The organism is Mucilaginibacter phenanthrenivorans, assembly GCF_024721155.1.
Taxonomy (GTDB): domain Bacteria; phylum Bacteroidota; class Bacteroidia; order Sphingobacteriales; family Sphingobacteriaceae; genus Mucilaginibacter; species Mucilaginibacter phenanthrenivorans.
The window spans coordinates 234068-247533 of record NZ_JAHVAP010000010.1; the positions used below are offsets into that span (position 1 = coordinate 234068).

Annotated in this window: 11 protein-coding genes; all 11 read right to left on the minus strand. The window is 41.4% G+C overall.

Annotated elements, in window-relative coordinates; all coding sequences use genetic code 11:
* Positions 1 to 86: 86 nt before the first annotated feature.
* A complete protein-coding gene (gene topA / locus KXD93_RS23115) occupies positions 87 to 2480 on the minus strand; it encodes a type I DNA topoisomerase (protein WP_258139749.1) in 2394 nt (797 codons plus the stop codon).
* A gap of 178 nt (positions 2481 to 2658) precedes the next feature.
* The gene (gene mnmA, locus KXD93_RS23120; RefSeq protein WP_258139750.1) at positions 2659 to 3747 is read right to left on the minus strand and encodes a tRNA 2-thiouridine(34) synthase MnmA; all 1089 of its coding nucleotides are present in this window, start codon (positions 3745 to 3747) and stop codon (positions 2659 to 2661) included.
* A 116-nt stretch (positions 3748 to 3863) separates the two neighbouring features.
* The gene (locus KXD93_RS23125) at positions 3864 to 4550 is read right to left on the minus strand and encodes a TIGR02117 family protein (RefSeq protein ID WP_258139751.1); all 687 of its coding nucleotides are present in this window, start codon (positions 4548 to 4550) and stop codon (positions 3864 to 3866) included.
* Between the two features lie 643 nt (positions 4551 to 5193).
* Positions 5194 to 6441, minus strand: coding sequence for a glutamate-5-semialdehyde dehydrogenase (locus tag KXD93_RS23130; RefSeq protein WP_258139752.1), 1248 nt, complete (start codon positions 6439 to 6441; stop codon positions 5194 to 5196).
* Complete coding sequence (gene proB, locus KXD93_RS23135) at positions 6435 to 7514, minus strand: glutamate 5-kinase (RefSeq protein ID WP_258139753.1); 1080 nt, start codon at positions 7512 to 7514, stop codon at positions 6435 to 6437. The genes KXD93_RS23130 and proB overlap by 7 nt, the downstream gene beginning before the upstream one ends.
* Positions 7515 to 7699: 185 nt before the next feature.
* Positions 7700 to 8461, minus strand: a complete 762-nt coding sequence (locus KXD93_RS23140) for a phosphate ABC transporter ATP-binding protein (protein WP_258139754.1) — start codon at positions 8459 to 8461, stop codon at positions 7700 to 7702.
* Positions 8462 to 9307 carry a phosphate ABC transporter permease PstA gene (pstA, locus tag KXD93_RS23145; protein WP_258139755.1) on the minus strand — a complete coding sequence of 282 codons (846 nt, stop codon included), beginning with the start codon at positions 9305 to 9307 and terminating at the stop codon, positions 8462 to 8464. It lies immediately after the preceding gene.
* Positions 9304 to 10197, minus strand: coding sequence for a phosphate ABC transporter permease subunit PstC (gene pstC / locus KXD93_RS23150; RefSeq protein ID WP_258139756.1), 894 nt, complete (start codon positions 10195 to 10197; stop codon positions 9304 to 9306). The genes pstA and pstC overlap by 4 nt, the downstream gene beginning before the upstream one ends.
* Positions 10198 to 10291: 94 nt before the next feature.
* Positions 10292 to 11272 carry a PstS family phosphate ABC transporter substrate-binding protein gene (locus KXD93_RS23155; RefSeq protein WP_258139757.1) on the minus strand — a complete coding sequence of 327 codons (981 nt, stop codon included), beginning with the start codon at positions 11270 to 11272 and terminating at the stop codon, positions 10292 to 10294.
* A 10-nt stretch (positions 11273 to 11282) separates the two neighbouring features.
* The gene (locus KXD93_RS23160) at positions 11283 to 12413 is read right to left on the minus strand and encodes a porin (RefSeq protein WP_258139758.1); all 1131 of its coding nucleotides are present in this window, start codon (positions 12411 to 12413) and stop codon (positions 11283 to 11285) included.
* A 407-nt stretch (positions 12414 to 12820) separates the two neighbouring features.
* Entirely contained in the window at positions 12821 to 13432 is a 612-nt protein-coding gene (locus tag KXD93_RS23165; RefSeq protein ID WP_258139759.1) for a WbqC family protein, read from the minus strand.
* Between the last annotated feature and the right edge of the window lie 34 nt (positions 13433 to 13466).

The window sequence follows — 13466 nt, forward strand, 5'->3', positions numbered from 1 at the left end:
TTGGGTTGGATTAAGTTGATTGAGTTGATGGAGTTTGAAAAGGATAACTTAATCAACCATTCACTCAATCAACCTAATCAACTCATCTATTTCTTCTTCGCTACGGCCTTCTTCTTAGCGGGGGCCTTTTTAGCGGCAGGCTTAGCTGCAGCTGCGGTTTTACCAAAGCGTCCTTTTTTAGCGTCCTTCGGAGTTGCATCGGCTAATGCCTTGCATTCCTCGTAGGTTAACGTTAGCGGATCTTTATCCTTAGGGATCTTAACGTTTAATTTATCAAATTCAATATATGGGCCCCATCTGCCATTTAGAACCTTCATGGTTGGATCCTCGTCAAAAGTTTTGATCAGCTTTTCAGCATCTCTTTTGCGCTTGTCGATGATTAACTCGATTGCCTGCTCTTCGGTAACGTCAAGCGGGTCAATTCCTTTCGGTAATGATACAAATGCGCCGTTATGCCTTATATACGGGCCGAATTTTCCGATCGCAACGGTCATGTCCTTATCCTCAAAGAAGCCTACTTTTTTCGGCAGTTTGAATAGTTCTAAGGCTTCTTCAAGTGTTATGGTTTCAATGCTTTGACCGGTACGCAAACTGGCATACAGCGGTTTCTCCGGCTCTTCATCGGTAGCATTTTCACCCACTTGCACAAACGGGCCATAACGACCAATCCGTACTGACATTTTTTTACCGCTTTCCGGATGTACACCTAAGTCACGTTCGCCGGTTGCTTTGGTAGCTGTTTGTGTAGTACTTTCAACTTCCTTGTGGAATGGTGTATAAAAGGAGTGAAGCATATCCGTCCATTCCTTTAAGCCCTGTGCTATCTCGTCGAATTGTTTTTCAACGCTGGCCGTAAAGTTGAAATCGACTATATCATTAAAATGCTGTACCAAAAAGTCGTTTACAACAGCGCCGATATCAGTAGGGAAAAGTTTGCCACGTTCAGCGCCTGTATTTTCTATTTTTTCTTCTTTGGTGATTTTATCACCCTTAAGCGTTAATACCCTAAACGCTCTTTGTTTACCTTCGCGCTCTTCCTTCACTACGTAACCGCGATTTTGAACGGTGGAGATAGTAGGGGCGTAGGTTGACGGCCGTCCAATGCCAAGCTCTTCCAGCTTCTTTACCAAACTTGCTTCGGTATATCTTGCAGGCGGACGCGAAAAACGTTCAGTAGCCGACATTTCCTGCAAAGCCAAACGCTGCCCTTTTGTTAAAGGCGGCAGCATCGCATTTTCACCATCACTCAGGTTATCTTCTTCGTCATCGCTCGATTCCAGGTATACCTTCAGGAAGCCGTCGAATTTCATTACTTCACCATTGGCAACCAGGTCTTCCTTGCGGGTCGAGATGCTGATCTTTGCGGTAGTTTTTTCAAACTGTGCCTCGCTCATTTGTGAAGCAATCGCACGCTTCCAGATCAGGTCGTAAAGACGTACTTCGCTTGAATCGCCCTGGATGCTGTGCTTATCAAAATAAGTAGGCCTGATGGCTTCGTGAGCTTCCTGCGCGCTGGCGCTCTTGGTTTTATAGATCCTTTGCTGATGGTATTTATCGCCGTAAGCAGATACGATCTCATTTGCAGCTGCATTTAATGCAGTATCCGATAAGTTAACCGAATCGGTACGCATATAAGTAATATGTCCCGCCTCATACAGCTTTTGGGCAACCTGCATTGTGCGTGAAACCGAATAACCCAATTTGCGGCTGGCTTCCTGTTGCAATGTCGATGTAGTAAAAGGTGCGGCAGGCGAACGTTTTGCCGGGCGGGTTTCTAACGATTTAACGTCAAAATCGGCACCTAAACAATCCTGCAAAAACTTTTCCGCGTCTTCCTGCTTGGCATATCGTTCAGACAGTTCAGCCTTAAAAGCATCCCTGCCTTTGCCAAAAATGGCAACTATTTTAAATGCAGCTTCCGATTTAAATTTATTGATCTCGCGTTCACGGTCAACAATCAACCTAACGGCAACTGATTGCACACGGCCGGCAGACAATGATGGTTTGACCTTCTTCCATAAAACGGGAGAAAGCTCAAAACCTACTAATCTATCCAGTACACGACGCGCCTGCTGTGCGTTAACTAAATTATAATCTATTTTTCTCGGCGTTTCAATTGCCTTTAATATAGCAGGTTTTGTTATCTCGTGGAATACAATTCGCTTGGTAGTGGCATCTTTAAGGCCCAATGTCTCAAATAAGTGCCAGGAAATGGCTTCACCCTCCCGGTCCTCGTCCGATGCAAGCCAAACAATGTCTGCCTCTTTAGCCAATTTCTTTAATTCACTGACTACCTGCTTTTTATCTGTCGGAACTTCATAGTTTTGTTTGAAGTTATTCAGAACATCAATGGCATCGTCTGACTTAACCAAATCGCGGATATGCCCGTAACTCGACTTAACAGTAAAGTCTTTGCCAAGGTATCCCTCGATGGTTTTGGCTTTCGCCGGAGATTCAACTATGAGTAAGTTTTTAGCCATTTAAGCAGTTTTTTTTGCAAATAAAACATAAAGAAAGCGAAACGCAAATTTGTTTCTGGAAAATGTTGTAAGGGTTGGAAGAGTTGGAAGAGTTATAAAGGTTATAAATGTTAAAGTAATAGGATGTAATTGTTATGGATTCTTAACCACTACAACGCCTACAACATCTACAACCAAATCACATCAAGAATCCGCCGCCAAGCAGATCATTGCCTTCATAAAAAACAGCAGACTGACCCGGGGCGATGCCAGATACCGAATGATGAAAGTCCACCTTCATGTGCTGGCCCATTTGTACAATGGTACTTTGTGTGCCCGCATCCTTATATCTTATTTTGGTAACGGCTTCTAAAGGCTCGTTAATTGTTTCATATTTAACCAGGTTAAGGTTTTTAACCCAGGCCTGCTTGCGTTCAAGCTCATCTATGGTTCCTAAAACCACAGTATTTGTATCCGGCTGAATGCTGGTTACAAACATCGGATGCCCTAAGGCAATACCTAAACCCTTGCGCTGACCTATAGTATAGAAGGGATAACCCTGGTGTTTGCCTACTACGGTGCCGTCTGTTAAAACAAAGTTACCACCAGCTACGCGTGTTTCAAGGTCTTCTACTTTATGTCTTAGGAACGATCTGTAGTCGTTATCGGGCACAAAGCAAATTTCGTAGCTTTCGCTTTTACCGGCAAGCTCAACCTGCCCCATGTCTAAAGCCATTTGCCTGATCTCCGGTTTCGAGAAGCTTCCTAACGGAAATTTTGTGCGGGCAAGGTTTTTTTGAGACACACCCCATAGCACATATGACTGATCCTTATTTTCGTCTTTTCCTTTTGATATCACATACCTGCCATTATCCTGTAACCGGATGTTGGCGTAATGGCCGGTTGCAATGAACTCGCAATCCAGCTTATCGGCGCGTTTTAACAATGCTTCCCATTTAATATGCGTGTTGCATAAAACACATGGGTTAGGGGTACGGCCCGCGAGGTATTCATCAACGAAGTTGTCGATTACAAAATCACCGAATTCGCTCCTGATATCCAATATGTAATGCGGAAACCCGTAGCCAACAGCTAATGCACGGGCATCGTTAATGCTATCCAGGCTGCAGCAGCCTGTTTCCTTTGAGCTTCCGCCCGATGAGGCATAGTCCCAAGTCTTCATGGTAAGGCCGATAACTTCATAGCCCTGCTCATGCAGCATAACTGCCGCTACCGAACTATCAACTCCGCCACTCATTGCCACTAATATCCTGCCGTGCTTACTCATAATTTTGCAAAAGTACGAATACTAAACCTTAGTTAAGTAATTTGACTGTAAAGTGATAAGGAAGACTATCGCGTTAAGAATCCCAGCGTTATGTTTTATGTTGGTTCTTGACGCTGTTATTTCCTGTATTGATAGAAAATGCCTGAATCAAATGGTGTCCATAAACAAGCTCTTTGCCCGCAGGCTTTTAGCGCATTATTTGCCCATGTGTTGCAGGTGTAAAAAAGGTTGTACTTACCCTTGGCTTCGTAGAAAGCATCGTACCTGTTATAATTCGCGTTGGTTTTTATGTTGATGATGTTGTTTGCGGAATCAGGCTTAAAACTTGTTTGAATGTATTTTATTAAGCGCCTGTACTGTTCTCTGCTTATCATAATCTTTATACAATCAGCGTTTTCCTTTAAGTCTTTGTAAAAAGTAGCATGGATGGCCGAAGTGCTCAAGGCAAAGGCGGCTTTAAATGCCACACTGAATTTAAGTTGAGCCCATGTTGGCGTATTCAAATAGAATCCCTTATCGCCCCAGCCAAAAGCAACGTAACGGGCAATCGTATCCTTACAAATCGTGTTTTCAAATTTTATCTCCCTGCTCCAGTCGCAAAGTTCGTTTTTAACAGGTACCACAATGTCGGTATGTACGCCGTTCGTATGGATATAAATGGCGATCTCCTTAAATGTGGATGTTTCCTTAGCCACACTAATCCTTGATAAAATATAAGCCGAGGAGATATATAATAAAGTGAAGATAACAAAGCCCAGCAATGTTTTCCAGGTGATATTAATGACTCTTTTAAATAGGTTCACGGTTTAAAATACGGTTGATTATTGTAATTATTATTTAATAATATAATAAACACAACGAAAATAAGTTATTAGTTAAATTTTGACTAAGGGTGTATATAATATCGGACACAATAAGGCCCTTTTAGCTTTTTTTATTTTTCCTCCTGCCAACCTGCCTACAAAAAAAGCGTCCATTGGTTGTAGAATAAACTACACAAACAGTCGATTTTATTAAAAAAAAAGCACATTGAAAAATTCCATCAAAAAAAGCAGAAAAACTGCATTTAGAGGACTTCAGGGGTGCTTTTTAGTGTTATTTTACATGGTGTAAATTTTACATATAAGTCAGTTTTTTGCAAATATTTCATTTAATAACTGTTTGGCTGACCTTTTATAAAATTAATGTGTATTTTTTGTTAAAAAAATCGCAAAAATAAAAAAATGCTTTGTAACACACGTATTACATTATAAATTTGAATACCCTAATTAATAAATTAATGTATACCAAGTTAACTTTAGAGCAAAAATTACAAGGTGTAATTTTGATGATCATTTGTTTTGTTGCGGTGGTGAATTACCTTGTAAAGTAATCAGGCAAAGTGAAACTAAATTAAGGTGTCCGCTCCAGGCGGACACCTTTTTGTTTTTAATATGTTGTTGATCCTCAGGATCTTATATGTCCATCTCCCTTAACTATCCATTTATAACTGGTTAATTCTTCCAAACCCATCGGGCCGCGCGCATGGAGTTTTTGCGTACTTATCCCGATCTCCGCTCCCAACCCAAATTGAGCGCCGTCAGTAAACGCCGTTGACGCATTTACATACACTGCGGCCGCATCTACATTGTTTAAAAAGACCTCTGTACGAGTGGCATCTTCTGAAATTATAGCCTCGCTATGTTTTGAACCGTATTGCGCGATATGATCAAGGGCATCCTCAAAGCATTCAACAATCTTTACAGCCATTCTCATAGCTAAAAATTCAGTACCAAAATGTTCTGGTTTGGCGTGGTTAAGGCTTCCTTCAGGATAATGACCTTTGAGGATGGTAAAAGCAGTTTTATCAGCGTAAAGCGCCACCTTTTTTTCGCCGAGGTATTTAACAAGCGCGGGTAAGTCACGTAGCCTGGTATAATGAACTATCAGGCAATCTAACGCATTGCATACACTTACACGCCTGGTTTTTGCATTAAATATTATGTTTGCGCCTTTTTCCAGGTCGCCAAACTCATCGAAGTAGGTATGAACTATACCTGCGCCTGTTTCAATTACAGGTACTTTGCTGTTATTTCGTACATGATTAATCAACTGCTGGCTTCCCCTTGGTATTAAAACGTCCACATAACCAATGGCACTCAGCAATGCATCTGCGGCTTCGCGTTCCGGCGGGAGCAGGATAGCATTGTTCTCGTCAATTTCATGATCTGATAAAACCTGGTGGATAATGGAAATAATAGCCTTGTTTGAATGATAAGCATCACTGCCACCCTTTAAAACACACACATTGCCAGTTTTAAAGCATAACGAAAATACATCAAATGTTACATTCGGTCTTGCCTCATAAACAACGCCCACTACTCCAAGCGGAACCCTCATTTTGCTGATTTGCAAACCATTTGGCATAGTTTTTTCTGAAAATATTTCCCCTAACGGGCTTTCCAGTAAAACAATATTTTCAATTTCCTTTGCTATGTCGGCTATTCGTTCTGCTGTAAGTTTTAGACGGTCGTATTTAGGATCATGCCGATCCATCAGATCGAGATCCTTTTTATTTTCCGCCAGCAAATAATCAGTTTGGGCGATAGCGGATGCCGCAAGCGCATTTAGAACCTGATTAATGAGCACCTGGCTTATAGCCTTTCTGCCTGCAGACCGGGCCTTTTCGAAATATGGGATATAGCTATTTAACATTCTAAGTAAAGATAATCATAATGTATCAGCGCTTTTTGATTTTTTTGCCCCATCATTTCTTCGGCCTTTTCAGAGCCGTATTCGGCGATGCCAAGGCCTATGGGCTTATTGTTTTCATCAACCAACTTAATGATCTCGCCTTTTTTAAATCCGGTTATGATATTTATAACCCCAACAGGCAGCAAGCTTGACGCCTTAGCAGATGTGAGTGCGGCTCTGGCTCCGGCGTTTACCTGGACCACTCCCTTTGCAAAATTGCCGGCATGAGCAATCCATTTCTTTTTGCCGGAGGCTGACCTGTTTGGCACGAAGTAAGTGTGAGCAATTTTGTCATCCAATACATCGTTCAAAATATTGTCCCGGGTACCGTTTGCAATATGTACAGCGATTCCTAGTTGGGCTATTTTTTGCGCCATTGTTGATTTTGTGATCATACCTCCACGGCCAAATTGTGATTTACCGGAACTTACAAATGACGAAAAATCGACCTTTGAGCCGCTCACCTCTTCAATTACTTTTGCGCCTTCCTGTTCGGGATTGCCATCATAAATGCCGTCGACATTAGTTAGTACGATTAATGCCTGGGCGTTCAGCATGGATGCGATCAGTCCCGCCAACTCATCATTATCAGTAAACATTAGTTCGGTAACTGATACCACATCGTTTTCATTGACAACAGGTATAACATGGTGCTGCAGCAGGATCTTTAAACAGTTTTTCATGTTCAGGTAATGCAGCCTGTCCCTAAAATCTTCCTTGGTTACCAATACTTGTGAACAAAGGATGTTATATTTTTCAAACTGTTGTGCGTAGGTATTGATCAGCTTTACTTGCCCGATAGAAGCAAATAGCTGTCGTGTAGCAATTGAATCAAATTTTTCTGAAATGGAAATTAAGCTTCGCCCGGATGCCACCGCTCCGGATGAAACCAATACCACTTCGACGCCCTGCCGCTTTATTTTGGCGATTTGTTCAACGATGTGATTAATGCGGTTTAAATCGGGAAGACCGTCCTTTTGAGTAAGTACGTTCGATCCGATTTTTATAACGATTCTTTGGTAATTGTAGGCCATTTAGCTTGTAAATGGTGCAATATACGGTGAAAGTATTAAAAATGTTATTGTTTTTATGTGATTTTAATAGAATATCTATAGTATCTGCAGGGTTAGTTATTAATTTCTATTTGTTTTTTATTTAAATGGTCTTTTTTGAAGTGAAATCGATTATTTTTTGATTTTAAATTATCATTTTTTAATATTTAACTGATATATCCCTTTACATATTCCTTTGTTAATTCCTCCTTTGGGTTCAGCAAAACTTCTTCGGTAGGCCCGAATTCAATGATCTTACCCATGTAAACAAATATGATATAATCTGATACCCGGCGAGCCTGGCGAAGAATATGGGTAACCAAAACAATAGAATACTTTTCTTTCAGGCTGATAAAAAGATCCTCGATAATGGCAGTAGAAACAGGATCAAGCGCTGATGTTGATTCATCACCCAAAATAATTTCAGGCCCAACCGCAAGCCCCCGGGCAAGGCACAAGCGTTGCTGCTGGCCAATTGAAAGGCGAGTCGCAGACGCGTTTAAACGATCCTTCACCTCGTTCCATAAGCCTGTGGCCTTTAGCTGTTCCTCCACCAGTTGGTCAAGGTCCTGTTTTTTACGAATGCCATGAATCCGCGGGCCATAGGCGACGTTATCGTAAATAGACATTGGCAGGGGGTAAGGCCGTTGCGAAAGCAGCCCCATTTTTTTACGGATGTGAGTTACCTCGGCATTTGGGTCGTAAATATCTTCGCCGTCAACCAATACCTTCCCGGTGATCTTTACATCGGCAGTATTATCCCAAAGCCGGTTAAATGATTTTAACAGGGTAGTTTTCCCGCAACCGGATGGGCCGATGATGGATGTTACCTTTTTATCGGGAATGTTAATATTGATATCCTTTAAAATGTGCTGTGCGCCGATATGCACGTTCAAATGCTGTACGCTGATATGTGGAGTTTTAGTCATTTAAATTTTGTGTTTGGAGTATTTTTTTATCAGTAAGTCGGCTAACACCGTGATAATTAAAACAATAATGGTTAATATCAAAGCAGAGGCATAGCCACGTCCCTGCACTTCTTCAACCGGGCTGCCTAACTGGAAAAATATAGCGAGTGGGAGGGTAGCTGCCGGCTCATGTAATGACGTTGGCACATTATCGCTAAAGCCAGCGGTAAATAGTACCGAGGCAACGTCGCCAATAGCCCTGCCGAACGAAAGTAATATAGCAGTAAAGATCCCCGGTCTTATTTGCCTTAATACTACTTTGGCTGTTTCCCAGCGCGTAGCGCCTAGGGAAAGCGCGGCGTCACGGAGCTCAAACGGAACAGTACGAATCACCTCATCAAGCGTTCGCACCAAAATAGGGATCACAAGTAGCGTTACTGCAATAATGCCGCCCAATAAGGAAGCCCGGATGCCAAAGTATACCATAATAAGGAATCCAAAAGCTCCGTAAACGATTGACGGAATTCCAAACAATACATCAAATGCCATACGGATGGTGTTTGATAAAAATCTTTTACCATCCATATACAGGTTAATAAAGATCGCAACCGGGATACTAATAATAAGCCCCAGTATGGTTGCACCGCCCGCAACGTAAAACGATCCGATGATGGCGTTTAAAACACCTCCCTCCTTACCAATGTAAAATCCACCGCCGGGAGTTTTGGTGATCATATCAAGGTTCATGTAGTGAATGCCCTTAATAAATACCGTGCCCACGATCAGGAAAAAGCTTCCCGCAACAAGTATAGTGGCGAGGACCATCAAGGTCCTGAAAAATAATTCTTCTAATTTCCTGGTTCTCATCCCGCAAGTCTCCTTTCTAAGCGGGTTAATATCACCCTTGATATAATGTTAAATAGTAGTATGATAATAAAAAGCAGCAGTGCTGCAAACATCAGTGCGGAGTCGTAAGATGGGATGGAAAGCATCTCGCCGTAATTATTAGCAATAAGTGCAGGCAGGGGATACCCCGGATCGAAAACCGAATGTGGTACAGCGGCGTTGTTTCCGCAAACCATTAACACGGCGATAGTCTCACCAAATGCCCGTGAAATAGCCAAAACCGTTGCTGCAACTATCCCTGGTAAGGCCTTACGCAGGATAACTTTTTTTATAGTTTCCCATTTGGTAGCGCCTAATGCGAGTGATGCATCCTTTAATTCTTGTGGAATGGTTCGTAATACCTCGCTGATGATGCTGACTATCAGCGGGAAGATCATTACGGCTAATACAATTCCGCCTGCTAAAACACTGTACCCGGTAGAAAATTCTACAAAATGCGGCGCAATGTAAATTTGAATAAGGGGAATGATAAACAATACACCCCATACACCGAATATAACGGGCGGGATACCCGAAAGTAAATTGACAAAAGGCGTTAAGATCCTTTTTATTCTTACTGGCGCATATTCAACTATGTATAAAGCGGTTAGCAGGCATAAGGGCAATGCTATTATTATGGCGATGCCGGTTACCCATAACGTGCCCATTATAAACGGGAAAAAGCCAAACAGGCCTTTTAACGGTTTCCATACGGTCGAGGTGATCAATGTGCCCCACGAGAGCTGGTGTATTATAGGAGCAGATTTATAGTATAGCCCGATACCTATCACCAGTAATAACGAAACTGATGCCAGTGTAAACACCAGCATCAGTTTTGATAGAATTTTATCTTTTAGTAGTCTGAAGTTCATGTTGTTGTTGTAAAGGTTGTAAGTGTTGTAGTTGTTGTAGTAGTTGTAAAAGCAGAGGTTTTTAACTTTTACAACTACTACAACTTTTCCAAACCTAATTAACCTTCTTAAGCTCCTCCTGGATCTTGGCCTTTGAAAGCGCTATGTAACCATTTTCGTCAACATCTTTTTGGCCTGTTGTAAGCACAAACTTTACGAATTCTATCAATTCTTTTTTCTTTGGCTTTCCTTTGAACAAAAATCCAAGGTTACGGGCTGGTGGCGAAGGGTATTTACCTGCGGCAATGGCGTCTGTTAATTGATCAATTGTTTCATAAAAATTCTCATCCGCATCGATTTTACCGTTTCCGTTTACGTCAATAGGCAGGGCGTGGACACCGGCAACCTGCTTGCGGGTTTTTAAATCGTATAAGTATGCAAGGTTATTATAGCCAATTCCCGTTACATCTTTCTTTACGGCTTGCGCCAAGCCAGGGTCTCCATAAACACCTACACCTAAAAGGTCTTCCTGCTTTTTGCCAAAATATTTTGCCCAGGTCTCACCAGCACCTGCGGCATCGGAACGATTATATACATGGATCGGTACAGAAACCTTTCCAGCCAGTTGGTTCCAGTTTTTAATATTACCAGTCACAAAAACGTTCAGGAACTGATCGCGTTTTACGCCTTTGGCCAGTAAGGCAGCGGCATTTGGGTTGCCTGTATTAAAGGTAGGTACCACGGCGTCTTTGGTTACGTAAATGGTGTAAGCGCCCTTTTTAACTTCGGCAGGATCAATATCGCGGGAAGCTAAACCGATGTCAACCAGTCCTGATAAGGCATCGGTAATTCCCTTACCTGCACCGCCTGCGGAGATATTAAATTTTACATTTGGATGCAGCTTTTTAAATTCATCTGCCCATTTTACGGTGATAGGGTACAGGGCAAATGCGCCTGAAATACTGATGGTGCCTTCAAGATCGTCCACCGGCGGGGTAGGAACTGCTCTCTTTACAAACGAAGAGGCTACCACTGTAATTCCCAAGGCCAGGCTGCCTATTATTAATGTCTGTTTTTTGAAAAATATATTCTTCATGCTATTTTATTTAGAATGTTAGCTGTAATTGAGCTGAGAACAAGTTGTTTTTTATTTGTGTGGTTTCTTCGTGGCGGATACTATAATCCACACTTAGCTTGGCCCATTGGTTAAAGAAGTAATTTACACCTTCTACGTACCAGGTTGAACGATCTGTTGTTATTACCTCGTTAGGGTCGTAGGTATCATACCTTGTAGCCAGCTGCAATTTTTTCGGTATTACGTAGTAAGCCACCTGGCCATACCAGCCTTCTCTTTTGATTATACCATCGGTGCCTTTATCGTATTCAGCGATTAAGGAGAGTTGGTCATACACATATTTGGCATCAAAGCCTGTACGGTTCCTTTTTTGATTTTTTGCAGGCGTACCGTAGTTCCCCTGGCCGTTATAGATGTCGGCAGAGACAACAAGGTCTTTAATTGGGTGGATGCTTAACCTTCCGGCCAGATCTTTGTGTGAGTTATTATCAGTAGTTACATCAAAACCAGCTCCGTTAAATACGCCAAATGTATAATCGAATAAATAGCGGTCATCAACCTTTGCAAAGCTGCCATTGATCTGGATTCCTATATCCCGGCCATTTTGATTGCCTATTACGTCTTTAGCACGGCCCGAAAGCGCATCAACAACTTGTGCACGGTCAATAAAGTCTAGCTGACTATCTGAGATCAGGCTTTCCTGCGAGAAGGGAACTTTGAATTGCCCGGCTGTGAATTTTAAGTAATCAGTAATTTTATAAGTGGTGTAGGCGTCAAGCAGTTTGGTTGTACCGGCAAATTCAGTATACACCTCATAAGTCCAGTTATCGTTAATGTCACCTTTAACATCCAAACGTGCACGATGCAGGTCGAACGCATTATTAACACCATTTTGTGCGAAACCCTGGTAACGCGATTGTACCAATCCACTTATTTGAAGTGCGCGGGTTCCTATAGTAATATTGTGCTGATTTCCTTTGTCCCTTTTAGCTTGTTCCTTAAGTGCCTGGTCGGCGCGGATGGAGTCAGCCTCTTGCTGGCTTAATACATTCTTTTTGATTAGCAGATTAAGAAGATCTTCATTTTGTTGGGCTTTTAATGTAAAAGCGCTGAAAAGTATACTCAATACGAGTACCGTTCTAATTACGTAAGGTAATTTCATTTGTTAAGTTTGGACTTGAAAAGTTTTGATTAATTAAGGCTGTTTATGTGTCTGTTTTTAGCAATATCAACAGCAACACATATAATATTTTGAGGGTTGAGTACAACAGCTTGCGGCATTAAGCAGGTGCAAGTAAGAGTTTGGAGTTTTCATTCGCTTTTTAAATGCTATAATATCTACCTATTTAGTGGGGTAAAGATATGCGTAATATTTCAATTCACAAATATTATGTGAAAAAAGTTAACAATAATTAAATATGTTGATTTATGTTATTGATTAATAGGTGTTTATAACAAAAAAACAGTTGGGGTATTTTTATGTCTCTGGTATTATTACAAATAAAATGTATTACCTCCTGAAATATTTAGGGGAATATTTGATTAAATCGACTTGATATCTTCTAAGAATTATAAATAATTAACAGAATGCGGCCCCTGGTTAAACAGGAGATCAACAATACTTAAATTCTTTATAAAACCTTTTCGATCTTCAAACACCTGGAAATATGGCTTTTGGTCGATTTCTGTTTCTAGTTTCGGATTGATGGAACTTCTGAAGTCAGCTAAATATGGGTAGGAGGGCTCGTAAGTTTCCGTATAATTTAAGTTCAGCTTGATTTTGATCGACTTTAAAATGAATTGTAGTAACTGCTCATTATAATCGAAAAGAAAATCGAACTTATTTTCATAAAATCGAACCAGTTCATCCTCGTAATATTCAAAATAAGCAGAGCGGCGGTAACAGGCCTGCAGGCTGAGCCAGTGGAGTCGTTGCCATTCAAAATCATAGCTGATTTTAACGTCGCGCACCTTAGTGTGATTTTTTGCACCTTTTGTCACAGGCACCGTGAGCCCAAGTACACCATCGGGGGTGTACACATTAGCGCGGTTACGGTAGGTTTGCTTAGGGAAGTGTTCCTCGGCTTCTATCAGTATATCAGGCTTATAAGTATTTAGTTGTACAAAATACTCAACAGGTGGCAGATAAAACATAGGTAACACAGCGCCTTTTTCAATCATAAATTTTATGTTTGTAGCAAAAATCGGACGAAAA